23 protein-coding genes are annotated in these 26,378 nt (G+C 69.3%); 11 read left to right on the top strand and 12 right to left on the bottom strand.

Translation table 11 applies throughout. From position 1 onward, the window contains the following. Positions 1-88 precede the first annotated feature (88 nt). The 3 genes from ACY0PA_RS28655 to ACY0PA_RS28645 are packed head-to-tail and all read left to right on the top strand — an operon-like array spanning position 89 to position 3,168. Complete coding sequence (locus tag ACY0PA_RS28655; RefSeq protein WP_473080445.1) at positions 89-1,462, top strand: extracellular solute-binding protein; 1,374 nt, start codon at positions 89-91, stop codon at positions 1,460-1,462. Continuing rightward, a complete protein-coding gene (locus ACY0PA_RS28650) occupies positions 1,459-2,337 on the top strand; it encodes a carbohydrate ABC transporter permease (RefSeq protein ID WP_473080444.1) in 879 nt (292 codons plus the stop codon). Before ACY0PA_RS28655 ends, ACY0PA_RS28650 begins: the two co-directional genes overlap by 4 nt. Further along, positions 2,338-3,168: a carbohydrate ABC transporter permease gene (locus ACY0PA_RS28645; protein WP_473080443.1), complete on the top strand. Its 831-nt coding sequence runs from the start codon at positions 2,338-2,340 to the stop codon at positions 3,166-3,168. A gap of 185 nt (positions 3,169-3,353) precedes the next feature. Here ACY0PA_RS28645 and ACY0PA_RS28640 read toward each other — a convergent pair whose 3' ends face one another. Continuing rightward, the gene (locus tag ACY0PA_RS28640; protein WP_473080442.1) at positions 3,354-4,802 is read right to left on the bottom strand and encodes an amino acid permease; all 1,449 of its coding nucleotides are present in this window, start codon (positions 4,800-4,802) and stop codon (positions 3,354-3,356) included. Between the two features lie 616 nt (positions 4,803-5,418). Between ACY0PA_RS28640 and ACY0PA_RS28635 the strand changes: the two genes are divergently transcribed. The 3 genes from ACY0PA_RS28635 to ACY0PA_RS28625 all read left to right on the top strand — a co-directional run bounded on the left by ACY0PA_RS28635 (position 5,419) and on the right by ACY0PA_RS28625 (position 10,443). Next, a complete protein-coding gene (locus tag ACY0PA_RS28635) occupies positions 5,419-6,819 on the top strand; it encodes an NAD-binding protein (RefSeq protein WP_473080441.1) in 1,401 nt (466 codons plus the stop codon). 15 nt (positions 6,820-6,834) lie between these two features. Then, positions 6,835-9,621: a SpoIIE family protein phosphatase gene (locus tag ACY0PA_RS28630; RefSeq protein ID WP_473080440.1), complete on the top strand. Its 2,787-nt coding sequence runs from the start codon at positions 6,835-6,837 to the stop codon at positions 9,619-9,621. 126 nt (positions 9,622-9,747) lie between these two features. Next, the gene (locus ACY0PA_RS28625; protein WP_473080439.1) at positions 9,748-10,443 is read left to right on the top strand and encodes a helix-turn-helix domain-containing protein; all 696 of its coding nucleotides are present in this window, start codon (positions 9,748-9,750) and stop codon (positions 10,441-10,443) included. 52 nt (positions 10,444-10,495) lie between these two features. Here the strand turns inward: ACY0PA_RS28625 and ACY0PA_RS28620 are convergent, their stop codons facing one another. Further along, positions 10,496-11,521: a 6-phosphofructokinase gene (locus ACY0PA_RS28620; RefSeq protein WP_473080438.1), complete on the bottom strand. Its 1,026-nt coding sequence runs from the start codon at positions 11,519-11,521 to the stop codon at positions 10,496-10,498. A gap of 283 nt (positions 11,522-11,804) precedes the next feature. Here ACY0PA_RS28620 and pta point away from each other — a divergent pair, with 283 nt between their 5' ends. The 3 genes from pta to pyk all read left to right on the top strand — a co-directional run bounded on the left by pta (position 11,805) and on the right by pyk (position 16,689). Further along, positions 11,805-13,880, top strand: coding sequence for a phosphate acetyltransferase (gene pta / locus ACY0PA_RS28615; RefSeq protein WP_473080437.1), 2,076 nt, complete (start codon positions 11,805-11,807; stop codon positions 13,878-13,880). Between the two features lie 80 nt (positions 13,881-13,960). Then, positions 13,961-15,184: an acetate kinase gene (locus ACY0PA_RS28610; protein WP_473086462.1), complete on the top strand. Its 1,224-nt coding sequence runs from the start codon at positions 13,961-13,963 to the stop codon at positions 15,182-15,184. Positions 15,185-15,258: 74 nt separating this feature from the next. Continuing rightward, positions 15,259-16,689, top strand: a complete 1,431-nt coding sequence (pyk, locus tag ACY0PA_RS28605; protein ID WP_473080436.1) for a pyruvate kinase — start codon at positions 15,259-15,261, stop codon at positions 16,687-16,689. 102 nt (positions 16,690-16,791) lie between these two features. On the opposite strand, the gene ACY0PA_RS28600 is transcribed toward pyk, so the two are convergent. The 4 genes from ACY0PA_RS28600 to ACY0PA_RS28585 form a co-directional block, all read right to left on the bottom strand. Beyond that, positions 16,792-18,051, bottom strand: coding sequence for a hypothetical protein (locus ACY0PA_RS28600; protein WP_473080435.1), 1,260 nt, complete (start codon positions 18,049-18,051; stop codon positions 16,792-16,794). Further along, the gene (locus ACY0PA_RS28595; protein ID WP_473080434.1) at positions 18,041-18,598 is read right to left on the bottom strand and encodes a DUF6114 domain-containing protein; all 558 of its coding nucleotides are present in this window, start codon (positions 18,596-18,598) and stop codon (positions 18,041-18,043) included. Before ACY0PA_RS28595 ends, ACY0PA_RS28600 begins: the two co-directional genes overlap by 11 nt. A gap of 136 nt (positions 18,599-18,734) precedes the next feature. Next, a complete protein-coding gene (locus tag ACY0PA_RS28590; RefSeq protein WP_116509787.1) occupies positions 18,735-19,352 on the bottom strand; it encodes a DUF6230 family protein in 618 nt (205 codons plus the stop codon). 628 nt (positions 19,353-19,980) lie between these two features. Then, positions 19,981-20,949: a tetratricopeptide repeat protein gene (locus tag ACY0PA_RS28585; protein WP_473080433.1), complete on the bottom strand. Its 969-nt coding sequence runs from the start codon at positions 20,947-20,949 to the stop codon at positions 19,981-19,983. 315 nt (positions 20,950-21,264) lie between these two features. Here ACY0PA_RS28585 and ACY0PA_RS28580 point away from each other — a divergent pair, with 315 nt between their 5' ends. Then, positions 21,265-21,891, top strand: coding sequence for a TetR/AcrR family transcriptional regulator (locus ACY0PA_RS28580; protein ID WP_473080432.1), 627 nt, complete (start codon positions 21,265-21,267; stop codon positions 21,889-21,891). Between the two features lie 15 nt (positions 21,892-21,906). Here the strand turns inward: ACY0PA_RS28580 and ACY0PA_RS28575 are convergent, their stop codons facing one another. The 6 genes from ACY0PA_RS28575 to ACY0PA_RS28550 all read right to left on the bottom strand — a co-directional run bounded on the left by ACY0PA_RS28575 (position 21,907) and on the right by ACY0PA_RS28550 (position 25,575). Then, positions 21,907-22,071, bottom strand: coding sequence for a hypothetical protein (locus ACY0PA_RS28575; RefSeq protein WP_473080431.1), 165 nt, complete (start codon positions 22,069-22,071; stop codon positions 21,907-21,909). A gap of 34 nt (positions 22,072-22,105) precedes the next feature. After that, a complete protein-coding gene (locus tag ACY0PA_RS28570) occupies positions 22,106-23,815 on the bottom strand; it encodes an acyl-CoA mutase large subunit family protein (protein WP_473080430.1) in 1,710 nt (569 codons plus the stop codon). A gap of 84 nt (positions 23,816-23,899) precedes the next feature. Continuing rightward, on the bottom strand, positions 23,900-24,238 hold the full coding sequence (locus tag ACY0PA_RS28565) for a DUF3817 domain-containing protein (RefSeq protein ID WP_473080429.1): 339 nt from the start codon (positions 24,236-24,238) through the stop codon (positions 23,900-23,902). 64 nt (positions 24,239-24,302) lie between these two features. After that, positions 24,303-24,812: a MarR family winged helix-turn-helix transcriptional regulator gene (locus ACY0PA_RS28560; RefSeq protein ID WP_473080428.1), complete on the bottom strand. Its 510-nt coding sequence runs from the start codon at positions 24,810-24,812 to the stop codon at positions 24,303-24,305. Positions 24,813-24,937: 125 nt separating this feature from the next. Beyond that, positions 24,938-25,234 (bottom strand): MTH1187 family thiamine-binding protein, encoded by a 297-nt coding sequence (locus ACY0PA_RS28555; protein WP_116509796.1) that lies wholly within the window; start codon positions 25,232-25,234, stop codon positions 24,938-24,940. After that, positions 25,231-25,575 (bottom strand): DUF3817 domain-containing protein, encoded by a 345-nt coding sequence (locus ACY0PA_RS28550; protein WP_473080427.1) that lies wholly within the window; start codon positions 25,573-25,575, stop codon positions 25,231-25,233. The genes ACY0PA_RS28555 and ACY0PA_RS28550 overlap by 4 nt, the downstream gene beginning before the upstream one ends. 164 nt (positions 25,576-25,739) lie before the next feature. Between ACY0PA_RS28550 and ACY0PA_RS28545 the strand changes: the two genes are divergently transcribed. Continuing rightward, the gene (locus ACY0PA_RS28545) at positions 25,740-26,378 is read left to right on the top strand and encodes an AIM24 family protein (protein WP_473080426.1); all 639 of its coding nucleotides are present in this window, start codon (positions 25,740-25,742) and stop codon (positions 26,376-26,378) included.

The raw sequence follows: 26,378 nt of genomic DNA, 5'->3' as shown, positions 1-26,378 counted from the left end.
ATTGACCTTGGTCCGACCCCGCCCGTACGTTCACCGGGCAGCCCCGCTCGGCAAGCCGGCCGGCGGCGGCCCGTAGGAGGTCGTGCCCGTGCGCCCCACCGCTCCAGTGCTCCTCAGCGCCACTCTGCTCGTCGCCGCGACCGGCCTGACGGCCTGTAGCAGCGGCTCCGGGGACGACCCGGACACCGTCAGGATCTCCTTCAAGCAGTCGACCGACAATCAGATACGTGTCATGGACAAGTACCTGGCGTCGATGAAGACGCAGTTCGAGAAGGACCATCCGGGCAAGAAGGTGAAGCTGGTACCGATCAAGGCGCCGGACTCCGAGTACTACACCAAGCTCCAGCAGATGCTGCGCTCCCCGAAGACAGCACCCGACCTGGTCTACGAGGACACGTTCCTCATCAACTCGGACATCACCAGCGGGTACCTGAAGCCGCTCGACTCGTACCTCGCCAAGTGGCCCGACTGGAACCAGTTCATCGACACGGCGAAGAACGCGGCCAAGGCCCAGGACGGCAAGACGTACGGCGTCCCGGACGGCACGGACACCCGCGGACTCTGGTACGACAAGGGCATCTTCGCGAAGGCCGGCATCAAGACGCCCTGGCAGCCGAAGAGTTGGGACGAGGTCCTCGACACGGCTCGCACGATCAAGAAGAAGGTCCCCTCCGTCACCCCGCTCAACGTCTACACGGGCAAGCCCGGCGGCGAGCAGTCGGCGATGCAGGGCTTCGAGATGCTCCTGTACGGGACGGGCACCGGGTCGGGCGCCGCGGACCCGCTGTACGACAAGTCGTCCAACAAGTGGATCACCGCGGGCAAGCCGTTCAAGGACGCGCTGACGTTCGTGAAGACGGTCTACGGCGAGAAGCTCGGCCCCGACGTCGCCGACGCCCTCGACCCGAACATCGGCACCCGGGTCCGCGGCGAGCTGCTCCCCAAGAGCAAGCTGGCGATCAACCTCGACGGTTCCTGGCTCCCGCAGGACTGGCTGAAGGGCAGCGGCCACGAGTGGCCCGAGTGGTCGCAGAAGCTGGGTCTCGCGCACATGCCGACGCAGAACGGCCAGGCGCCGGGCAAGGTCAGCATGTCGGGCGGCTGGACCTGGTCGATCCCGTCGAAGGCGTCCAACCCCGACCTGGCCTTCGAGTTCATCAAGACGATGCAGACCAAGGCCAACGCCCAGAAGTGGTACATCGCCAACTCGGGCATCGCGGTCCGTAAGGACGTCGCGGCCGACCCGGCGTATGTGAAGGCGCAGCCCGGCATCAAGTTCTTCACGGACCTGGTGGCATCGACCCACTACCGGCCCGCATACCCCGCCTACCCGAAGGTCTCCACGGCGATCCAGGAAGCGATGGAGTCGGTCACGACGGGCGACAGCTCGGTCGAGAAGGCGGCGAGCACGTATGACGAGCAGCTGAAGACGGCGACGGACGGCAAGGTGACATCCAAGTGAAGGCGGGGCGGGGCGGTGTACGCCGCCCCCTGACACGCGCCCTGCCCCTGGCCCCTTCCCTGGTCCTGCTGCTGCTCTTCCTGGCCGGCCCGATCGCGTACTGCGCGTACATCGCCTTCACGGACCTGCAGTTGACGGGTCAGGCCCGCTCCTCCTTCGTGGGCTTCGACAACTTCACGGCCGCGTTCAAGGACGACGCGTTCCTGAACGCGGTCTGGCTCACGCTCGTCTTCACGGTCCTGTCCTCGCTCATCGGCCAGAACACGCTGGGTCTCGCCCTGGCCGCGCTCATGCAGCGCGCGTCGAAGACGGTCCGCACGGTCACGGGCGCGGTCGTGGTCTGCGCGTGGGTCCTGCCGGAGGTCGTCGCGGGCTTCCTCCTCTACGCGTTCTTCCGCCGCGAGGGCACGCTGAACGCGATCCTGGACTGGCTCCATCTCCCCACCCAGAACTGGCTGTTCACGCTGCCGATCCTCGCGGTGTCCTTCGCGAACGTGTGGCGCGGGACGGCGTTCTCCATGCTGGTCTACTCGGCGGCGCTCGGCGAGATACCCAAGGAGATCACCGAGGCTGCGGAGATGGACGGCGCGGGCGGCTGGCGCCGCATGTGGCACATCACGCTCCCGATGATCCGCCGCTCCATCGGCACGAACCTCATGCTGAACACCCTGCAGACGCTGTCCGTCTTCGGCCTGATCTGGGTGATGACGCGGGGCGGCCCCGGAAACCGCAGCCAGACCCTGCCCCTGTTCATGTACGAGCAGGCCTTCCAGAAGAGCATGATCGGCTACGGCACGGCGGTCGCCCTGCTCCTGCTGGTCGTCGGCTCGCTGTTCTCGCTGGTCTATATGCGCCTGCTGCGCTCGGAGGCCTGAGTGTCCTCACCCCGCACCGTCCGCCACCGCCTCGCGGCCGACGCCGGACTACTGATCGTCGCCGCGGCCTTCGTCCTGCCGCTGGCGTGGGTGGTCCTCTCCGCGATCGACCCGCGCGCGAACCTCCAGGTGAAGATCCCCGACGGGGTCACCCTGGACAACTTCGACGCGGTCCTCACCCCCGACATCACCTTCACGCCGCTCCTCAACAGCCTTCTGCTGTGCGGGGGCGCGACCCTGCTGACGGTGGCGAGCGCGGCGCTCGCGGCGTACCCGCTGTCCCGCTACCGCTCGCGCTTCAACAACCCGTTCCTGGCGACGGTCCTGTTCGCGACGTGCCTGCCCATCACGGCGATCATGGTCCCGGTCTACGCGCTCTTCGTGCAGGTCAACCTGATCGACACCATGCAGGGCACGATCTTCTTCTTCGCGGCGTCCCAACTCCCGTTCGCCATCTGGCTGATGAAGAACTTCATGGACGGCGTCCCGAAGGAACTGGAGGAAGCGGCCTGGACCGACGGAGCGTCCTCGTTCCAGTCCCTGATCCGGATCGTGCTCCCCCTGATGGGCCCGGGGGTAGCAGTAGTCACGGTCTTCTCGTTCGTCATGATGTGGGGCAACTTCTTCGTCCCCTTCATGCTCCTGCTCACCCCCGAACAGATGCCGGCCTCGGTCAGCATCAACGACTTCTTCGGCAACCGGGGCACCGTGGTCTACGGCCAGCTCGCGGCCTTCTCGATCATCTACTCGACGCCGGTGATCCTGCTGTACGTCCTGGTGGCCCGGCGCTTCGGCGGGGGGTTCGCGCTGGGGGGTGCGGTGAAGGGGTGACGGGTTCACTCCCCGGCCCGTCACCCCACTCCCACTCGGTCCGATACGTGGACGAGGGTGATGTCCTCACCAGCGCCGGGCCGGCCCGGGCCCCGACCTCTGCCTGCACAGGTCCGGCGCGACCTCGGCGCCGCGAACAACCTCCGCCACCACTTCCTCAAGCGGGTCGGGGTCGCGCCGGGGGACTACCGGAGGTCGTTCCCGAGGTCCGTGCCGACGCGGGGTCGCACCTTCTCGCGTACGACGGAGAAGAGGACGACGAAGGCGGCGGCGAGGAGTGAGAGCAGTACCTGCTTGCGTCCGGCTTCGTCGGTGAGCATGTAGACGAGGACGAACGAGATCATCGCGATGGTGACCCACGTCAGATACGGGAAGAGCCACATCTTCACGACGAGCTTTTCGGGCTGTTCGCGCAGGATGATGCCGCGCATCCGCAGTTGCGTGAAGCAGATCATCAGCCACACGAACAGGGCCACCGCGCCCGAGGAGTTGAGCAGGAAGTCGAAAACGGTGTCTTGCCACTGGTAGTTGAACCAGACGGCGACGAAGCCGAAGACGACGGAGCCGAGGATGGCGGCCTGCGGCACTCCGCGGGAGTTGGTGCGGGCGAAGGCCTTGGGCGCGTCACCGCGCTGGCCGAGCGAGAACGCCATGCGGGAGGCGGTGTAGAGGCCGGAGTTGAGACAGGACAGGACAGCGGTCAGGACGATGACGTTCATGACCTGGCCGGCATGGGGGATGCCGATGGAGTTGAGCGCGGCGACGTAGGAGCCGTCCTTGAGGATCGACTTGTCGTTCCACGGCAGCAGCGTCAGGACGACGAAGATCGAGCCGAGGTAGAAGACGCCGATACGCCAGATCACGCTGTTCGTGGCCTTGGTGACGGCACGCTGCGGGTCCTCGGACTCGCCGGCGGCCAGCGTGACGATCTCGCTGCCCATGAAGGAGAAGACGACCATGAGGACGCCGGTGAGGATCGACCCGGCGCCGTTGGGCATGAATCCGCCCGCGTCCGTCAGGTGTGCGAACCCGGCACCCGGGTTGTCCGAGCCCGGCAGCACGCCGAACACGGCGAGCAGGCCGATGATCACGAACCCGCCGATCGCGACGACCTTGATGCCCGCGAACCAGAACTCGAATTCACCGTAGGAGCCGACCGAGACCAGGTTGGTCGCGGTGAGCACCACCATCACGATGAGTGCCCAGCCCCACTGCGGGACGGCGGGTATCCAGCCGTTGAGGATGACGGCTCCGGCGGTGGCCTCGACGGCGAGGACGACGACCCAGAAGAACCAGTAGAGCCAGCCGATGGAGAAACCGGCCCAGCGGCCGAGTGCCTGGTCGGCGTAGGCGGAGAAGGAGCCGGAGGTCGGCCGTGCGGCGGCCATCTCGCCGAGCATCCGCATCACGAGGACGACCATCGTGCCGACGAGTGCGTACGAGACGAGGATGGCGGGTCCGGCGGCGGCGATGCCGGAGCTGGAGCCGACGAAGAGGCCGGCGCCGATGACGCCACCGATGGCGATCATGGACAGATGGCGGTTCTTCAGCCCGGCCTGAAGGCCGTCGGAGGGCGGAGTCTGCTCCGGATCCTCGGACAACTGCTCCCTGCTGGTGGTCGGTTGCGCGCTCATGAATTCCTCTGTGGTTCGAAGGAGTCTGGGCATGGGTGGAGCAGGTGATCTCCGGGTCAGGTCGCGCGAAGGCGCCGCGCAAAGGGCGGCACGATGGAGGCGTCCCGGAACGGGTATCGCTGCACGGCGCGGTGCGGGCGAGGCGCACCGTGTGGCCCTGTGGGGCGTTGAACGCAACGGATGCGCGCCGTTTTTTTCAGCGATGGAGATCGTCCAGCTCAAAAGCCGACTTGGTGGCCTGGACGTCCCTTCAAGGGCATGACGCTAAGCCATTCACGCGAAATTTGCACCCCATGTGTTTTGCGCGAAAGGCCGGCCCGGACTTCTTGCCGCCGCCGATGCCGGGCACCGCCTCGGCTTTTGAGCATCTGTAAGAATTCCGGGCGACGAGTGCGTGGCATCTGTCCATGGCTGGCGGGAAGAGCCGGTCCTACCTTCGCCCTACGCGAGTTTGCGAGCCGGGCGATCCCCGGCAGTCCTCGCAGGCCGGGTCGGCCCAACTTGGGGGCCGGCGAGCCCCGGCCCTTCTACTGAACCGGATCCCCACCGAACTGATCCTCGTACGCATCCCGTTCGGCGGGCGTACGCACGCACCTGATTCGACGGGAGTGGACACGTGACCGCTGAGCGGTACTTCGTCGTGATCGGCGGCGAAGTGGCACGCCGTGTCTGCGGTTTCCTGCGGTCGGCGGGACACCTCGTACGCCACCTTCCGCACCCCACGGACGCGGGCCTGCACCGGGCGCTCGACCCCGAGGCCGACCGGCAGGACGTGGCGGGCGTCGCGATCCTGCTCGACGACGACGTCGAGTCACTGCGCTACGCCCTCGCGGTCGAGCACATCTGCCCGGGCGTGCCGCTGGTGGTGTCGGTCTTCGACCGGACGGTCGCCGAGCAACTCGTGCGCGTGGTCCCCAACTGCCGGGTCACGTCCCCGGCCGAAGTCGCCGCTCCTGTCCTGCTCGCCGCTTGCCTGCAGCCCGACCTGCTGGCCCTCAGCCGGACTCCTTCCGGTTACGTGGGAGCCCGCTGGGAGGGAGACGGCGTGCGGCAGGAGACGTACCGACCGTCGCGCTCCCTGAGGTACCGGGCCCGGCTCGGGAAGATCAGGGGGCAGCTGCGACCGCACGACGGCAGTTCGCGCATCATGCTGACGGGCCTGGCCGGTCTGCTCGCGGTGCTGCTGGCGGACTGGACGTGGGCCGTCACGCTCCATCACCGGCCGCCGGTGGAAGCCTTCTTCGAGGCGGTGCGGACCGTGGCGACCGTGGGCCCCGTGTCCGGGCACGGCACCGACTCCTATCTCCTGTTCGCCGCCCTCGCGATGCTGGTCACCATCGTCTTCACCGCCGTCTTCATCGCCGGGATGGTCGACCGCCTCCTGGCGCCCCGTGGGACCGGCGTGGTCGGCTCCCGGGCGCTGCCCAGGTCGGGCCATGTGGTGGTCGTGGGCCTCGGGCAGGTGGGGCTGCGGCTCTGCACCCGGCTGCAGGAGCTCGGCGTCGGCGTGATCGCCGTGGAGCGCGACCCTGCGGCCCCCAACCTGCGCCTTGCCAGAGCCCTCCGGATCCCCGTGGTCGTCGCCGACGCCAGTGACAGGTTCGTGCTGCGCAAGCTCAGCCTCCACAGGGCTCGGGCCATGGCCGCCGTCGCCTCCGACGATCTGGACAACATCGCGGTCTCCGTGGCCGCACGGGCGGTCGCGCCCGATCTGCGCGTGGTGATCCGGGCGGGCGATCACGAGGCCATCGCCGAGACCCAGTCCCTGTTCCGCATCGGCATCGTCCACGACTTGGGCAGTCTGAGCGCGGCGTACACGACGGCCGGCCTGACCGGGCTGCGGCCGCGCGGCGTCGTAGCCCACGGCAGGCGGCTCCTGGTGGAGTCCATGACCGGTACGTTCCTCGAGTGGCCGCACGCGGTCCGGTGCGATCACCGGCAGGACGGGCATCCGCAGGACGGTTCCGCTGCCCCGCGTGAGAAGTCCGCCAGGTGGGGTTCACCGAGTGCGACATAGGGTGGGAAAGAGGACATGACTTTCCGTCGTTGTCGACAGGGGCTGCGCAGCGCCGCCGGGCAGGTATTCGTCCTGCAGATCGTGATCGTGGTGCTGCTGGTCACAGCTGCCGTGACGGCCCTGGTGCTGCTGGCGGGAAGCGACAGCAGGCGGGAGGCCGAGGGCCAGTCGTTGACCGCGGCCGAGACGTTCGCGAACGCGCCGGGCATGGTGCAGGCGCTGGGCAGCAAGGATCCGACGGCGGTGCTGCAGCCGCGCGCCGAAGCGGCTCGTGAGCGGTCGGGCGTCGACTTCATCGTGGTCATGGACACGGACGGGATTCGTTACACGCACCCGGACCCGTCCCGGATCGGCGAGAAGTTCATCGGCACTATCAAGCCGTCGCTGGCGGGCCGCACCACTGTGGAGAAGGCCGAGGGGCCCGTCAGGCGCGGGGTACGGACGCAGGTCGTCCAGGCGGTGGTCCCGGTGACCGACGACCACGGCTCGGTCGTCGGCCTGGTATCCGCCGGGCTTACCGTCCAGGAAGTGTCCGGACTGGCCTCCCGGCAGCTGCCGATCATCTTCGGTGCGGGCGCGGCCGCACTCGTCGTGGCCACCGTGGGCACGGCAGTGGTGTCGCGGCGACTGCGGCGGCAGACCCACGGCCTGGGCCCGGCTGAGATGACGCGGATGTACGAGCACAACGACGCGGTGCTGCACGCGGTGCGGGAGGGCGTCCTTATCGTCGACTCCGACGGGCGGCTGCTGCTGGCCAACGACGAGGCGCGGCGGCTCCTGGACCTTCCGCCTCAGACGGAGCGGCGGCACGTGGGGGAGCTCGGCCTCGATGGGGAGACGGCGCGGCTCCTCGCCTCGGGTGAGTCGGTCACGGACGCGGTGCGGCTGGCGGGGGACAGGCTCCTCGCGGTGAACATGCGGCCCACGGCCCCGTACGGCGGGCAGGCGGGCAGCGTGGTGACGCTGCGGGACACCACGGAGCTCGCGACGGTCACGGGGCGGGCCGAGGTGGCCCGGGAACAGCTCAAGCTCCTGTACGAAGCCGGCGTGCGGATCGGCACCACGCTGGACGTGGTGCGTACGGCGGAGGAGCTCGCGGAGGTGGCGGTGCCCCGGTTCGCCGACATCACGGAGGTGGACCTGCTGGACGCGGTTGAGCGTGGGCAGGAGCCTACGCGGGAGAACCGGCGGCAGATGCGGCGCACGGCGATCAGCGGCGACCGTGAGGGCCTGCCGCTCTGCCCCGTGGGCGAGGCGATCACCTTCGTGTCGACGACACCGCAGGTGCGTGCGCTGGAGTCGGGGCGAGCGGTACTGGAGGCGGATCTGCGGCAGGCGCCGGGGTGGCGGGAGCAGGATCCGGACCGGGCGCGCAGGGGGCTGGAGTACGGGCTGCATTCCTTGGTGACGGTGCCCCTGCAGGCGCGTGGTGTGGTGCTCGGGATGGCGAACTTCTTGCGGGCGGGGGATTCACCCCCGTTCGAGGCGGAGGACCTGTCCTTCGCCGAAGAGCTCGCGGCGCGGGCGGCGGTGGCCATCGACAACGCCCGCCGGTTCACCCGGGAGCACGCGATGGCGGTGACCTTGCAGCGCAGCCTGCTGCCGCGGGCACTGCCGGAGCAGGATGCCCTGGAGGTGGCCTGGCGGTACCTGCCGGCGGAGGCGGGGGTGGGCGGGGACTGGTTCGACGTCATCCCCCTGCCGGGGGCGCGCGTGGCGCTGGTGGTCGGCGACGTGGTCGGACACGGACTGCACGCGGCGGCGACCATGGGCCGGCTGCGCACCGCCGTGCACAACTTCTCCTCGCTGGACCTGCCGCCGGATGAGCTGCTTGCCCACTTGGACGACCTCGTCATGGAGATCGACAGCGAGAGAAGCACCATCGGCAGCGAGAGACGCACCGGTCACAGCGAGGGAAGCACCGGCGAAGCAGCGGAGGGGGGCCAGGAGATCGAGCGCGTGACGGGCGCGACATGCCTCTACGCGATCTACGACTCGGTGACCGGCCTGTGCACGGTGGCCCGGGCCGGACATCCGGGCCCGGTGGTGCTCCATCCCGACGGGACCCTCATGTATCCGGAAGTGCCTGCTTCCCCACCACTCGGACTGGGCGGCCACCCCTTCGAAACCGTCGAAGTGAGCCTGCCCGAGGATTCGCGCCTCGCGCTGTACACGGACGGGCTTGTGGAGAGCAGGCACCGGGACATCACCAGTGGCCTCGACCTGCTGCACCGGACGCTGCGGGACGAGGCAGGCCGCACTCCGGAGGAGACGTGCCAGGCGGTGATCGCCGCGCTGGTCCCCGCCCACCCGTCCGACGACATCGCACTGTTGGTGGCACGCACCCGGCTGCTGCCCGCGTCGAGGGTGGCGCAGTGGGAGGTCCCGTCGGATCCGGCGGCGGTGCGACTGGTGCGTGCGCAGTGCGGGGCCCGACTGCGGGAGTGGGGGCTGGAGGAGATCGGTTTCACCACGGAGCTGATCCTCAGCGAGCTGATCACCAACGCGGTCCGCCACGGCGCACCGCCGATCAAGGTGCGCCTCCTCTACGATCGCACCCTGACCTGCGAGGTCTCCGATGGTTCGAACACCTCCCCGCACCTGCGACGGGCCAAGGCCACCGACGAGGGCGGGCGGGGACTGTTCCTGGTGGCCCAGTTCTCACAGCGGTGGGGGACGCGGTACACCCCGGGCGGCAAGGTCATCTGGACGGAACAGTCACCGGACGCCACCGTTGCCGCCCCCGCGGACGACGTGTCGGTCGACGCACTCCTCGATCAGTTCGACGACCCCGTCCTCTGACCGCCTGGTTCGACTGCCCCGCTCCCGGGGCACCCTTCCGGCCAACGCGGCCGGTTCCGTACGTTCACACAACAAGTAACCCGGTGCGAACAGACCGTAGCCAAGCCCCCATCCCCCACTTAACGTGTGCCCGTGCACCCAAGCGACTCCGCCCCGCCCTTCAACGCCCCGGCCGCCCGGCACCACCGTGAAGCCCTCGGTATGGCACCCGGGCATGTCGCGTACGGCATGCGCGCCTCGTACGGCCAGCATCACGTCACGCCCGACACGATCATCGCCTGGGAGCGCGGGCTCGCCTCGCCGACGGCGGCGGAACTCACCGCTCTCGCGGGCGCCCTGTGGTGTTCGCCGGGGGATCTCATTGGCGCGGCGCGGACGCTGCGCGAGCACCGGATGGCCCGCGGCATGGCGCCGGAGGACGTGGCGCGCACGGTGGGGGTGGAGATCCACTCGTATCTGCGGATGGAGGAGACCGGTGAGTGGCGCGGCAACGAGCGCCAGTCGGCCGCCCTCGCCGAGGTGCTCGGTCTGACGCCGCCCGACTTCGCGACCGTCACCGGCCGCAATGACCAACTGGCCGATCTCCTGCGCAGCGCGGTGACCACGCGCTGGCAGGCCTACACGCGTCCGGTCGCCAAGCTCGTCCCCGTGCACAAGGGTCAACTGGAGAAAGCGCTCCAGGAGATGCAGCTCGAGTACCAGGCGCTGATGGCCGCGACGCTCAGCTGGGGCGGCGGTTCGGGACGCGACTCGGGCGAGGCCGGGCGGGAGTTCCTCGACGGGATCCTCGACGACTTCTGGTCGAGGACGCACACGTCGTAGGCGGTAACCGGACCTAGCTGGACCTAGCCGGACCTAGCCGGACCGTGGAGCTCTAGAAGACCGATTCCGCCTCGTCCATGCGGTCCTTCGGCACCGTCTTCAGCTCGGCGACGGCCTCGGCGAGCGGGACCATCTCGATCTCCGTGCCGCGCAGCGCCGTCATGCAGCCGGAGACGCCCCGGTGCGCGGCCTCGACCGCGTGCCAGCCGAAGCGCGTGGCGAGGACCCTGTCGTACGCGGTCGGGGTGCCGCCGCGCTGGACGTGGCCGAGAATGACCGGCTTCGCCTCCTTGCCGAGGCGCCGCTCCAGCTCGAACGCGAGGGCCGTGCCGATGCCCTGGAAGCGCTCGTGGCCGAACCGGTCGATCGCACCGGTCTGGTAGTCCATCGTGCCCTCGGCAGGGTGCGCGCCCTCGGCCACGCAGATGACGGCGAACTTCTTGCCGCGCGAGAAGCGTTCCTCGACCATCTTGACCAGGTCGGCCGGGTCGAAGGGCCGCTCGGGCAGGCAGATGCCGTGCGCGCCGCCCGCCATGCCGGACTCCAGGGCGATCCAGCCGGCGTGCCGGCCCATGACCTCGACGACCATGACGCGCTGGTGGGACTCGGCGGTGGTCTTCAGCCGGTCCATGGCCTCCGTGGCGACACCGACGGCGGTGTCGAAGCCGAAGGTACGGTCCGTGGCGGAGATGTCGTTGTCGATGGTCTTCGGGACACCGACGACGGGCAGGCCCGCGTCGGCGAGCATGCGGGCCGCGGTCAGCGTGCCCTCGCCGCCGATGGGGATGAGGACGTCGAAGCCGATCTCGGTGGCGAGTTCCTTGGCGTTCTCGCAGGCGGCGCGGAAGCGGTCGCGCTCGAGCCGGGAGGAGCCGAGGACGGTGCCGCCGCGGGCGAGGATGCCGCTCACGGCGTTCAGGTCGAGGGTGCGGTAGCGGCCCTCGAGCAGTCCCGCGTAACCGTCCTCGAAGCCGATCACCTCGTCGCCGTGGTGCGTCACGGCGCGGTGCACGACCGACCGGATCACTGCGTTCAGGCCAGGACAGTCACCGCCGGCGGTGAGAACTCCGATACGCATCGTGCGTGTCTCCTGCTCGCTGTTGAGACTTGTGAGCCGTTCCGATTCTTTCACGGCCGTGGGGGCGATGGTGGTCGGCGCCGGGCGCGCAGGCCCGTGCGGCTTGCGTTCCGGGCCTTTCGACCCCCGGACCAGGGCCTTTGTCCGGCGGGCGACCTAGCCACCCCCGGAGGTATTGTCAAGGGGGCACGGCTACGACTTTCATCAGAGGCCGGTTCAGCGGCCGAATCACTGCGGCAGAGGCCACTTCTCTGCGGCCCGTCCAGCGAAAGGGAGAGCACGCGTGACGCGCAGCGTGTACGTGACCGGGATCGACCGGGGTGACGGCCGGCAGGTCGTGGAGCTGGGAGTCATGGAGCTCCTGACCCGGCAGGTCGACCGGGTGGGCGTCTTCCGCCCGCTCGTCCACGACGGTCCCGACCGGCTCTTCGATCTGCTGCGGGCGCGCTACCGCCTCTCCCAGGACCCGGCGACGGTCTACGGCCTCGACTACCACGAGGCGTCGGCCGTCCAGGCCGAGCAGGGCACCGACGAACTGGTCTCGCGCCTCGTGGACCGCTTCCACCAGGTCGCCCGCGACTACGAGGTCGTCCTCGTCCTCGGCACGGACTTCGCCGACACACAGCTCCCCGACGAACTGGCCGTCAACGCCCGCCTCGCCAACGAGTTCGGGGCGTCCGTCATCCCGGTGGTGGGCGGCCGCAAGCAGACCCCGGAGTCCGTGCACGCCGAGACCCGCAACGCGTACCGCGCGTACGAGGTCCTCGGCTGCGACGTGCTCGCGATGGTCGTGAACCGGGTGGCGGCGCAGGACCGCGAGGAGATACGCGACCGCCTCGAGGCCCATCTGCCGGTGCCCACCTACGTACTGCCGGACGAGCCCGCCCTGTCCGCGCCGACGGTCTCGCAGATCGCGCAGGCGCTCGGCGGCGAGGTGCTGCTCGGCGACGACGCGGGGCTCGCGCGCGACGCGCTCGACTTCGTGTTCGGCGGCGCGATGCTGCCGGCGTTCATCAAGGCGCTGACGCCGGGCTGTCTCGTCGTGACGCCCGGGGACCGCGCCGACCTCGTGGTGGGTTCGCTCGCCGCGCACAGCGCCGGCACCCCGCCGATAGCGGGCGTCCTGCTGACCCTCGACGAGCGGCCGGGCGAGGAGATCCTGACGCTCTCCGACCGCCTCGCGCCCGGCACGCCGGTGGTGGCGGTGCAGGGCGGCTCCTTCCCCACCGCGGGTGAACTGTTCTCCATGGAGGGCAAGTTGAACGCGGCGACGCCCCGCAAGGCGGAGACGGCGCTCGGTCTCTTCGAGCGGTGGGTCGACACGGCCGGCCTGCTGGAGCGCGTCTCGGCGCCGAGCAGCGACCGCGTCACCCCGATGATGTTCGAGCACAAGCTCCTGGAGCGGGCCCGCGCCGACAGGCGCCGCGTCGTGCTGCCCGAGGGCACCGAGGAGCGCGTCCTGCGCGCGGCGGACGTCCTGCTGCGCCGCGGGGTGTGCGACCTGACGCTGCTCGGCCCGGTGGAGCAGATCCGCAAGAAGGCCGCCGACCTGGGCGTCGACCTGGTGGACACGCAGCTCATCGACCCGGACACGTCCGAGCTGCGGGACCGGTTCGCCGCCGAGTACGCGCAGCTGCGCGCCCACAAGGGCGTCACCGTCGAGCTCGCGTACGACGTGGTGGCGGACGTCAACTACTTCGGGACGCTGATGGTGCAGGGCGGCCTGGCGGACGGCATGGTGTCGGGTTCCGTGCACTCGACGGCCGCGACGATCCGCCCCGCCTTCGAGATCATCAAGACGAAGCCGGACGCCGACATCGTGTCCTCCGTCTTCTTCATGTGCCTCGCCGACAAGGTCCTTGTGTACGGCGACTGCGCGGTGAACCCGGACCCGGACGCGCAGCAGCTCGCCGACATCGCCGTCCAGGCGGCCGCCACCGCCGAGCAGTTCGGCGTGGATCCGCGGATCGCGATGCTGTCGTACTCGACGGGCACGTCGGGTTCGGGCGCGGACGTCGACAAGGTGCGCCGGGCCACGGATCTGGTGCGCGAGCGGCGCACCGATCTGAAGATCGAGGGCCCCATCCAGTACGACGCCGCCGTCGAGCCGTCGGTGGCGGCGACCAAGCTGCCCGGCTCGGAGGTCGCGGGCCAGGCCAGCGTGCTGATCTTCCCCGACCTGAACACCGGCAACAACACGTACAAGGCTGTTCAGCGTTCGGCACGCGCAATCGCCGTCGGCCCGGTCCTGCAGGGGCTGCGCAAGCCGGTCAACGACCTGTCGCGCGGCGCGCTCGTGCAGGACATCGTCAACACGGTCGCCATCACGGCGATCCAGGCCCAGACGCCGGCCTCCTGACCCCTACGAAGAGGTAAGCACCTGTGACCTCCCACCCGTCGCCCACCACCGCCCTGCCTGACGAGCTTCGCTCGGCCCCCCTGGCTACCCGAGTTCTCGTCCTCAACTCCGGTTCCTCGTCGCTGAAGTACCAGCTGCTCGACATGGAGAGCGGCGCCCGGCTCGCCGTGGGCCTTGTCGAGCGCATCGGCGAGGAGACGTCCCGCCTCAAGCACACACCGCTGACCGGGGACGGCGGCGAGGCGCGCGAGGTGAACGGCCCGATCGCCGACCACGACGCGGCCCTGAAGGCGGTCGCCGCGGAGCTGGCCCGCGACGGGATGGGCCTGGACTCCTCCGAACTCGCCGCGATCGGCCACCGTGTGGTGCACGGCGGCATGTTCTTCACCGAGCCGACCGTCATCGACGACGCGGTCCTCGCGGAGATCGAGCGGCTGATCCCGGTCGCGCCGCTGCACAACCCGGCCAACCTCACGGGCATCCGCACCGCGATGGCGCTGCGCCCCGACCTGCCGCAGGTCGCCGTCTTCGACACGGCGTTCCACACGACGATGCCGGAGTCGGCGGCGCGCTACGCGATCGACGTGAAGACCGCCGACGAGCACCGCATCCGCCGCTACGGCTTCCACGGCACCTCGCACGCGTACGTGTCCCGCAAGGCGGCCGAGCTCCTCGGCAAGGCCCCCGAGGAGGTCAACGTCATCGTCCTGCACCTGGGCAACGGCGCCTCGGCGTCGGCGGTGCGCGGCGGCCTGTGCGTGGACACTTCCATGGGCCTGACGCCCTTGGAGGGCCTGGTGATGGGGACGCGTTCGGGCGATGTGGACCCGGCCGTCATCTTCCATTTGATGCGGGTGGGCAACATGTCCGCCGACGAGATCGACGTACTGCTCAACAAGAAGAGCGGTCTGGTCGGTCTCTGCGGCGACAACGACATGCGGGAGATCCGCCGCCGTGTCGACGAGGGCGACGAGGAGGCGCGGCTCGCCTTCGACATCTACGTCCACCGTCTGAAGAAGTACATCGGCGCGTACTACGCGGTGCTCGGCCGGGTGGATGCGGTGGCGTTCACGGCGGGGGTCGGGGAGAACGCGGCGCCGGTGCGCGAAGCTGCCGTGGCGGGCCTGGAGGAGCTGGGCCTCGCGGTCGACGGCGAGCTCAATTCCGTACGTTCCGACGAACCGCGGCTGATCTCGCCGGAGTACGCGCGGGTGGCTGTCGCAGTCGTCCCGACCGACGAGGAACTGGAGATCGCGCGGCAGACCTACGCCCTCGTGCACGACTCCGCGTCCCGCAACGACTGAGCGCACCACCGCCCATTTGTAGATTCCACCAGACGGAATATTCCGTAGCGAAACAAACCGATAGGATCGCCCCCATGCGCCGTTCCAAAATCGTCTGCACGCTGGGCCCCGCCGTCGACTCCGAAGAGCAGCTCGTTGCGCTGATCGAAGCCGGCATGAATGTGGCCCGCTTCAACTTCAGCCATGGCACGCACGCCGAGCACCAGGGGCGGTACGACCGTGTCCGGGCCGCCGCGGAGAGCACCGGCCGCGCCGTCGGCGTCCTCGCCGACCTCCAGGGCCCCAAGATCCGTCTCGAGACCTTCGCCGAAGGCCCCGTCGAGCTGGTGCGCGGTGACGAGTTCACCATCACCACCGACGATGTCCCGGGCGACAAGTCGATCTGCGGCACGACCTACAAGGGTCTGCCCGGCGATGTCTCCAAGGGCGACCAGATCCTCATCAACGACGGCAACGTCGAGCTCCGCGTCGTCGAGGTCGACGGGCCGCGCGTGAAGTCGATCGTCGTCGAGGGCGGTGTCATCTCCGACCACAAGGGCATCAACCTGCCCGGCACGGCCGTGAACGTGCCCGCGCTGTCCGAGAAGGACGTAGACGACCTGCGCTTCGCCCTGCGGATGGGCTGCGACATGGTCGCCCTGTCCTTCGTGCGCGACGCCGACGACGTCCAGGACGTCCACAAGGTGATGGACGAGGAGGGCCGCCGGGTCCCCGTCATCGCCAAGGTGGAGAAGCCGCAGGCGGTCGAGAACATGGAGGGCGTCGTCGCGGCGTTCGACGCCGTGATGGTGGCCCGCGGCGACCTCGCCGTCGAGTACCCGCTCGAGAAGGTCCCGATGGTGCAGAAGCGCCTCGTGGAGATGTGCCGCCGCAACGCCAAGCCGGTGATCGTCGCGACCCAGATGATGGAGTCGATGATCACCAACTCCCGCCCCACGCGCGCCGAGGCGTCCGATGTCGCCAACGCGATCCTGGACGGCGCGGACGCGGTCATGCTGTCCGCCGAGTCCTCCGTGGGCGCCTACCCGATCGAGACCGTGAAGACGATGTCGAAGATCGTCGTCGCGGCCGAGGGTGAGCTCCTGTCCAAGGGCCTCCAGCCGCTCGTGCCCGGCAAGAAGCCGCGCACGCAGGGCGGTTCGGTCGCCCGCGCCGCCTGCGAGATCGCCGACTTCCTGGGCGCCAAGGGCCTCGTGGCCTTCACCCAGTCCGGCGACACGGCCCGCCGCCTGTCCCGCTACCGCGCGGCCCAGCCGATCCTGGCCTTCACCACGGACGAGGGCACCCGCAACCAGCTGACGCTGAGCTGGGGCGTCGATTCGCACATCGTGCCGTACGTCGACAACACCGACGCGATGGTCGACCTGGTCGACGCCGAGATGGTGAAGCTGAACCGCTTCAACGACGGCGACACCGTCATCATCACGGCCGGTTCGCCCCCCGGCGTCCCCGGCACCACCAACATGGTCCGGGTGCACCACCTGGGCGGCGGAGAGCGCGACTGACGTCACCCCCCGAACCGCGCCGAGGGCGCCCCCTGTGGAAGGGGGCGCCCTCGGCGTTTGTGCGGCTCCCGGACGGGTCCGTGGCTGCGCGCGGCAGCGGGGTCAGCCGGTGAGGTACTGGTGGAGACCCGGCACGTGCAGGGTGCCACCGAACTGACCGGCCTGCTTGACCTTCACGTTCGTGAAGTAGATCAGCGGGATGTTCAGCGGCGGCGGGTGCTCCGCGTCGAACGTGATCGGGATCAGCCCCAGGAGGTTGCCCGAGATCGACTCCGTGTACATGGTGGTCTTCCCGTCACGGATGGTGGACGTGGTGCCCTTGCCGGCCTGGACGTGGTACGTCTTGCCGCCCGGGCCCTCGACCATCTGGTGCAGGTCACCGATGTCGGTGCCGTCCGAGATGACGTACTTCAGGACCTTCTTGACCGTGCCGTTGGGCGTGCGCACGTTCACGATGCCCTGATAGTCCGCGCCCTTGAGGGTCAGCGAACTGGCCTCCAGGCGCCACGAGTCGTTCGGGACCTGAGCAGGGGTCTGCTCGTTGCCCCCCTCGGCATCCGTCGCGGCCGGGCAGTTGTCCGGCACGCCGGTCTCGCTCGCCGACGGCGTCGGGACCACCTTGGTGGCCTTGTCCGCGGTGTCGTCGACGGCCTTTCCGGCCTTGTCCACGGTGTCCTTGACCGCGTCCCCGGCCTTGTCCGCCGTGTCCTCGACGGGCTTGGTGACCTTGTCGACGGTGTCCTTGACGGTGCCGCCCACATCCGTGGACTTGGACGCCGAGGCCGACGGGGTCGGGGTCGCCGACTCCTTCTGATCCGGCGTCAGCAGGTCGTTGAGCGCGTCGCCGACACCCAGCGGGTCGAGCGGGTTCTTGGTCTCGGAGGGCGTCGGGGTCGGCGTGGCCGTCTTGCTGCCGGCCGTGCTGTCACCCGAAGGCGTGTCCGTGGACTTGGACGCGGAGGGCGACGGGGTGGGCTCGGCCTTGTCGCCCGAGTCCGCCTTGCCGTCCGACGTGTCCTTGCTCGCGGACGCGGAGGGCGACGGCGTCGGGGTGGGCGAGGCGGGCTCGTCCCCCTTGTCGTCGGCCGCGTCCTTGCCGTCCTTGGACGCCTCGATCGCGTCGGCGCACGCCTTGTAGTCGTCCGCCGAGAACTTGGTGGGGTTGTCCTTGGCCTGCGCGAGCGTGGGGGTCAGCCCCATGCCCATGAGCACGGCCGTCGGCATCGCCGCAATGGCAATCGCCTTGCCCGCGGGCATGTGCAGCCTGGTGAACAGCGGCTTTCTGGGGGCTGCATGCCGCGGCCCGGTTCTCTCACGGAACTCTGCCGCAGAGTTCTCGTGGCGCACCTCGTCAGCCGGCACGGTGCCTCCCGTTCGTCCCGTCGTTACCGTTCGGGCTCGTTCCTGACAGATCGTCCGACGCACCGCCGAAGGCGTCGAAAGCTGCAGTCTCGCCCTTTGGGGCATCCGCGTCGTCCGCGGCCTTCCCGCCGTCCGCCTCCTGCTTCGCGGCCCGTGCGGGCCCCCAGGAGATGCCGAGAGCGCCGCCGAGCAGCGCCAGCAGGAAGCCGATGACAAAGCCACCGAAGTTGGAGACCACCAAGGAGACCAGGGCGAGCAGGATCGCCGCGACGCCCGCGAAGATGCGGGACATCGGCTGGAACCAGAGCGTCAGGCCGAGCACCACAAGCAGGACGCCGATGATCAGCGAACCGGCGCCGGCGGTCGTCGACATCCGGATGGTCATCGAGCCGAGCGTGAGGTTCGCGTACGGGAAGTACGCGATCGGAATGCCGCCCAGCAGCGTCAGCAGACCACCCCAGAATGGGCGCTGACCGCGCCACCCTCGGAACGATCGGCGCGTCTGGCCGAGCCTGTCGCCCAGCCCTGCTTGCGCTTCGGCGCTCATGTCGTACAGCTCCTCGGGAATGGCGTTGTTCTGTGGTGATGGTGCCTGTCGGATACGGGCACGGGGACGTCCCGGAGCTTCCCGCTCGCCCCCGCGCCCGGTCGTTCAGCGCTGTGAGTGAACTAGACCCTGGAGCCTAGTAGCACTCGTGTGCGCCCTTCTGCACCTGCATGTGCAGGCCGGAGAGCTTGAAGGTGCCGGCCGTGGTCGCCCACGCGCGCTGCTTGACATCTTCGAAGTGCACCGAGTCGGCCTGCTGCGAGAACGAGTCCGGGACGTACTTGTCGCCCTTGGACGGACCCGGACCCTTGGTGGTCGAGTCGATACCGACGCCGATGTCGATGTTCTTGAACGTGGCGTTGGTCGACAGGTCGTCGGCGTCGATGTACAGCTTCTTCGCCTCGACGCGGGGGCCGCCCGCACCGCCCGCGCTGAGCTTCATCGACACGTCACCGAAGACCGGCACCGGCACGACGACCGACTGGCACAGGTTGGTGATCTTCGCCTCGTTGAGGCCGACGACGGCAACCGGGTGCGCACCCGACTTACCGCTGTCGAGGGCCCCGTACTGGACGAATCCCGTACCGTCGAGCGAGTCGGCCGTCACCTTGAACGACTGACCCGAAACACTGAACGATGCCGCAAGCGCACCCTGCGAGAGGGCGACGCCTATCGCGGCAGTCGCCGCGACGCTCGGCACCATGACTACGGCGAACCGCTTCCATCTGGTTCCGCCACGAGCCACGGACTCCATGACTTTCCTCCTTCTCGGACGTACATCTCCGGCCCTGACAGCACCCCTTGGAGCGCTCAGCCGGGCAGGGATGGGAGAAGTGCTACGTCCTCGGGAAGGAGAGCGCCCGCATCGGGGGCGCGCATTGGCACCCGAATCACCGGCGATCACCCCCGAGCGACAACCACTGGTCGCACCTGACAGTCACGCGCAACCTGCTGGACAGGCCCTGCCGGGAAGCAGAGACCCCCCTGCCCAAGGCCGGCGGCACTGCTACCGGCCTGCTCGGTGGGGACCCTGAAACCCCGCGACCCGATTGGCTGTCGGACTGCGGGATGAGGACCGAGCGTCGCCGATCGTGGTGCATTCTCGGCTGGCGCACAAGGGGGTTCGTTACTCGCTAGTAACGGACGGATAACCGAACAGCGACCGGGTGGTGTCACCCGACAACACAGGGTGGTGTCAAGCGAGTTGCCAAAACAGGGGAAGCAGGGGCGTAACCGGACAGAAGACGGCCCCCGACTTACTCCAAGTAACAGCGGCCGCCTTTGCCAAGTTTTGGCAAAGCACGACCGCTGTGTACCGGCGGGAACAGAACTTTCACCTGGGCACCACATCGCCCGGCGTTTAGGAACTGGTCAGAAACGGCTCAGAAGAGAACCCGGGCCAGAGCCGCACGGCCCGTAGTCACCCGCGGATCGTCGGAGCCGACGACCTCGAAGAGTTCGAGCAGCCGCACGCGCGCGGCGTTCCGGTCCTCGCCCGCCGTGACCTTCACCGTGTCGACAAGTCGGCCGAACGCGTCCTCGACATGGCCTCCGACCAGGTCGAGGTCCGCCGCTGCGATCTGTGCCGCCACGTCGGAGGGCCGGTCCGCGGCGTCCTGACGGACCTTCTGCGGATCGAGCCCCTGCACGCGCAGGAGCAACTCGGCCTGCGCCAGACCCAGCTTCGCCTCGGTGTTGCCGGGGTCGTCGCTCAGCACGTTCTTGTACGCCTGGACGGCGCCGGCGAGGTCGCCGGCGTCAAGTGCCTGGACGGCGGCTTCGAGCAGAGCGTCGTACGGACCGGCCGGAGTCTCCACGACCGGGGCAGATCCCTCCGTATCGGCGTCGACCGTGATGCCGGTCAGGCCGAAGCGCTCCTCGGCGACCTGGATCAACTGGTCCAGCGTCCCGCGGATCTGCTCGACCGGCGCGGCTCCCTGGAAGAGCGGCAGGGCCTGCCCGGCCACCACCGCGAAGACCGCCGGGATCCCCTGGACCCCGAACTGCTGCATCAGCATCTGATTGGCGTCGACATCGATCTTGGCGAGCACGAACCGGCCGTTGTACTCGGCCGCGAGGCCTTCGAGCAGCGGGCTCAGCTGCTTGCACGGCTCGCACCACTCGGCCCAGAAGTCGATGACGACGGGCACTTCGGCCGAGCGTTGAAGGACATCGCGCTCGAAGCCGACCTCGTCGACGTCGATGACCAGGCTCGACGGGGAGACGGCCCCGCCGCCGCCCTGCCGCGCGGACTCGGCACGCGCCTGCTCCGCCTTCACCTTGGCCTCCTGGGCCGCCTTCACCGCGGCGAGGTCGACGACTCCGCTCATGGACATGTTCCGTGGCTGCATGAGTACATCCTCCCCCTTCCGCGGTGCGTTGTGGGCCGGGACCACCCGTCGCGGCCTCCCGCCGGTCTGCGGGTGCCGTCAGATGGGTGCTCGCGGACGTGGTCCAAGGCCCCGAGAAGGGCCGTTCTGCGGCCCGGAGGGGCCTGTCCGGCGCCGGGTCCCCACCCGGTGCCTCGTGGTTGTCGCACGGCTCGATGCGCTTTCGCTACGGGTCGTAGCGTAACTCTCTCGCGGGCCGCGTGGCACGGGATCCCGGTGATCTTCGCTGTGGTCTGCCTCACGGCGCCGTCCCTACCGGCCGGTATGGTCCTTTTCATGCAGAGCCGCATCCCCCCGCCCCTCCCGAGAACGGGCCGCCCGCGAAGTTCCGCCGCCGACGCGGCGATCCTTGAGGCGACCCGTGCGGCGCTGGTGGACCTCGGCTGGTCCAAACTCACGATGGGGGACGTGGCGACGCGCGCGGGCGTCGCCAAGACGACGCTCTACCGGCGCTGGGCGAGCAAGAACGAGCTCGTCGTGGACGCGGTCGCGGTCCTCTTCGACGAGCTCGAACTCCCGGACAACGGCAGTCTCGCCGCGGACATCGCGGGTGTGGTCCTCCAGTTCGCGGCGCTCCTGAACCGCCCGGAGACCAAGACGGCGCTGATGGCGGTGGTCGCCGAGTCGACGCGTGACGAACCGCTGCGCGAACGCATCCGCACCTCGATCGTGGACCGGCAGAAGCGCCTGGTCCTGGAGGGCCGCGCCCGCGCCCACGCGCGCGGCGAACTCCCCCTCGAACCCGACCCGGCCGCAGCGGCCCGCACCGCCGACCTCATCTTCGACGTGGTCGCGGGAGCCGTGGTGCACCGCACGCTGGTGAGCGCGGAGCCGGTGGACGAGGAGTGGGCCGACCGGTTCACCACGCTGCTCCTGGGCGGACTCGCCTCCGTACAGGCGTAGCCCGCCCGGGTTCCGTCACTTCTTCCAGGCACAACTGCCCAGCGTGGCACGCTTCTTGGCGACCAGGCGGGCCGCCTCGTCCGCGGGCAGGACGCGGGTGCGCGAGCCCCGGCAGACGACCGTGCGGTCCCCGTGTCCGGCGAGGTCCACGAGGATCTGGTCCCCGTGGCGGTACCGCACGTCGTGCGCGGGGCGCCACCGGCGCGAACTCCCGTCAGAACCCGGCGGGTTCGGTGTACACACCCCACTCGTCGCGCAGGACCCCGCAGATCTCGCCCAGGGTGGCCTCGGCGCGTACGGCGTCGAGCATGGGCGGGATCATGTTGCCGCCGTCGCGGGCGACCTTCAGCATGTCGTCGAGGGCGGAGCGCACGCGGGCGTCGTCCCTGGCCGCCTTGCGGACGCCGAGCTCTCGCACCTGCTCGCGTTCGACCTCGTGGCTGACGCGCAGGATCTCCAGGTCGCCGGTGACGGACCCGTGGTGCGCGTTGACGCCGACGACCCGCTTGTCGCCCTTCTCCAGCGCCTTCTGGTACTGGAACGCGGACTCGGCGATCTCGCCGGTGAACCAGCCGTCCTCGATGCCGCGCAGGATGCCCGAGGTCATGGGCCCGATGGGGTGCTGCCCGTCCGGGTGAGCGCGCAGGCCGCGCTCCTTGATCTGCTCGAAGATCTTCTCCGCGTCGGCCTCGATGCGGTCCGTGAGCTGCTCCACGAACCACGAACCGCCCAGCGGGTCCGCGACGTTGGCGACGCCGGTCTCCTCCATGAGGACCTGCTGCGTGCGCAGCGCGATCTCGGCCGCCTGCTCGGAGGGGAGCGCCAGGGTCTCGTCGAGGGCGTTCGTGTGCAGCGAGTTGGTGCCGCCGAGCACGGCCGCGAGCGCCTCGACGGCGGTCCGCACGACGTTGTTGTACGGCTGCTGCGCGGTCAGGGAGACCCCGGCGGTCTGCGTGTGGAAGCGCAGCCACTGCGCCTTGTCGCTCTTCGCCCCGTACACGTCCCGCAGCCAGCGGGCCCAGATGCGGCGCGCGGCGCGGAACTTGGCGATCTCCTCGAAGAAGTCGAGGTGCGCGTCGAAGAAGAAGGAGAGGCCGGGCGCGAAGACGTCCACGTCGAGGCCGCGCGACAGGCCGAGCTCCACATAGCCGAAGCCGTCGGCGAGCGTGTACGCCAGCTCCTGCGCGGCCGTGGAGCCGGCCTCGCGGATGTGGTAGCCGGAGACCGAGAGCGGCTTGTACGCGGGGATGCCCGCCGCACAGTGCTCCATGAGGTCGCCGATCAGGCGCAGATGCGGCTCGGGCTGGAAGAGCCACTCCTTCTGCGCGATGTACTCCTTGAAGATGTCGGTCTGGAGCGTGCCGTTGAGGACGGCAGGGTCGACGCCCTGCCGCTCGGCGGCCACGAGGTACATGCAGAAGACGGGTACGGCGGGGCCCGAGATCGTCATGGACGTCGTGACGTCCCCGAGCGGGATGTCCTGGAACAGGACCTCCATGTCGGCGGCGGAGTCGATGGCGACGCCGCAGTGCCCGACCTCGCCGAGCGAGCGCGGGTCGTCGGAGTCGCGCCCCATGAGCGTGGGCATGTCGAACGCGACGCTCAGGCCTCCCCCGCCGTTGGCGAGGATCATCTTGTACCGCTCGTTCGTCTGCTCGGCGTTCCCGAAGCCGGCGAACTGGCGGATCGTCCACGTACGGCCCCGATACCCGGTCGGGTACAGACCCCGCGTGAACGGGTACTCGCCGGGCCATCCGATCCGCTCGAAGCCCTCATAGGTGTCCCCGGGACGTGGCCCGTAGACCGGGTCCACCGGGTCCCCCGAGAGCGTCGAGAAGTCGGCGTCCCGCTTGCGGGCGGAGTCGTACCGGGCCTGCCAGCGGCGGCGGCCCTCTTCGATGGCGTCAGCGTCCTTGCTTCCCATGCCTTCAAATTTACTAGGACGTCCAAGTAAATGTCGATGGCAAACCGCCCGCACATCGTGCGGGCGGTGGGGTGCCGCCGTCCGTCAGGCCTTGGCGACGACAGGGGCGCCGTCGCTGACCTTGGACTCCAGCTCGCGGGAGACCTTCCGCTCCACGAAGAACGCGGCGGTGGGGATCGTGCCGGCGATCAGGACCCACAGCTGCTTGCCGACCGGCCACTTCGCCTTGGAACCCAGGTCGAAGGCGAAGACCAGGTACACGACGTAGAGCCAGCCGTGCGCGATACCGATGACCTTCGTGAAGCTCCCGGCGCCGTCGATCTGCAGGCCGTACTTCGCGATGCAGCCGAGGGTCAGCAGGACCAGCAGGACGCCCGTGACATAGGCCATCACCCGGTACCGGGTCAGCACGCTTTGTTTCATGCATACGAGCGTAACGGCCCGTTTTGCGCGATCTTCGCGCGGGTCGGCCCTCGCCGTACGCGGGTCAGCCCTCTTCGAAGTCGTGCGCGGCCACCCGCAGCGGCCGCAGCATCGCGAAGATCTCGCCGCACTCCTCGGCGTCGTACACCCCGAGCCCGAAGTCCATCTCCATCAGGTCGCGGGTTGCGGCGTCGCAGACCTCGCGGCCCTTGGCCGTGATGGAGGCGAGCGTTCCGCGGCCGTCGTTCGGGTTGGGCCGCTTGTCGACGAGCCCGGACCGCACGAGGCGGTCGACGGTGTTCGTCACCGAGGTCGGATGCACCATGAGCCGCTCGCCGATCTTCGACATCGGCAGCTCGCCGGCCTTGGAGAAGGTGAGCAGCACCAGCGCCTCGTAGCGCGCGAAGGTCAGTCCGTACGGCTTCACGACCGCGTCGACCTCGGCCAGGAGGATCTGGTGCGCGCGCATGATCGAGGTGATCGCGCCCATGGACGGCACGGATCCCCAGCGCTGCTTCCAGAGTTCGTCTGCGCGGGCGATGGGATCGAAGGCAAGGCTGAGCGGCTTCGGCACGCCCAAGACCTTACCGGCCGGTCATATGCTGGTCAGCCCCGTCTCGCCCTTCGGTCCGGGACCTGCGCGAAAGCCCCGGCCCACCCGGGCCGGGGCTTCACACCGAGGGCAGTTTCCGAGGGGTGTCACTCAGCGGCGAGGTGCCGCTCCACCGTCGCGACCTTCGACGTCATGCCGTCCGTCACACCGGGGCGGATGTCCGCCTTGAGGACGAGCGATACGCGTGGGGCCCGCGCCTCGACGGCGGCGACGGCGCGCTTCACGACGTCCATCACCTCGTCCCACTCACCCTCGATCGAGGTGAACATCGCGTCCGTGCGGTTCGGGAGTCCGGACTCGCGCACGACCCGGACGGCGTCGGCCACGTACTCACCGACGTCCTCGCCGACGCCGAGCGGGGAGACCGAGAAGGCGACGATCATGCGCTCACGGCCTTCTCCTGGCGGGCGCGGGACGCGATGACCGCGGCCTCCGCCTCACGCTTCAGCTTGCGCTCGGCGAAGAAGCCGCCGGTCGGCAGGACGGAGAGGACGAAGTAGAGGGCGCCGGTCTTGACGCCCCACTTCGTACGGTTCCACGCGTCGAGCCAGAAGAGCACGTAGAGGATGAACAGGACGCCGTGCACCATGCCCATCACCGGGACGGCGTCGAACTCCGTGGTCCGCTTCAGCACCGAGCAGACGAGGAGCAGCAGGAAGGAGACGGCCTCCGGAGCGGAGACCAGGCGGAGACGGCGGAGTGCGGAGGCGGTCTTGATGTCCACGGGGGCACCTTCGGCAGAAGCGGTGAGGGGCGGGCGTTCGATCTTGTGAACGCAAGCACAAGCGCTGCCCATTGTGGCATCGGGGATGGCCAGGGGTTCGCTCAGGGTTCGTTCAGGGCCGGGACCCCTGTCCCGGGGGGCATCTCACCCCTTACCGTCACATCGTGGCTACGTTCCGGCTGCAAGGCAGCAGAGTGCTCGCCGTCGACATGACGGGCGACAGCGTCAAGGCGAAGAACGGCTCGATGGTCGCGTACGACGGCCGGATGGCGTTCAAGAAGATGACGGGCGGTGGCGAGGGCATCCGCGGCATGGTGACCCGCCGCCTGACCGGCGAGGAGATGACCGTGATGGAGGTGAAGGGGCAGGGCACGTGCTGGTTCGCGGACCGGGCGAGCGAGATCAGCGTCGTGAACCTGCGGGGCGACAAGCTCTTCGTCGAGTCGAGCAATCTGCTCTGCACGGACGCGGGCCTGCGCACCGGCACGTCCTTCACCGGCGTGCGCGGCGCCTCCCAGGGCAACGGCCTGTTCACGACGACCGTCGAGGGCCACGGCCAGGCGGCGATCATGAGCGAGGGCCCCGCGGTGGTGCTCCGCGTCAGCCGGGACTTCCCCCTGACCGTCGACCCGGGCGCGTACGTCGCGCACCAGGGGAATGTGCGGCAGTCCTTCCAGTCGGGCGTCACGTTCCGCACCTTCATGGGCGAGGGCGGGGGCGAGGCCTTCCAGATCCGCTTCGAGGGCGACGGCCTGGTCTACGTACAGCCCAGTGAGCGCAACACGATCGCGGGGGATGTGTGA

This window comes from Streptomyces sp. DS1-CR2 (assembly GCF_055760475.1).
The sequence above is the reverse complement of the archived record's forward strand: the minus strand, read 5'-3'. Positions and strand labels throughout refer to the sequence as shown.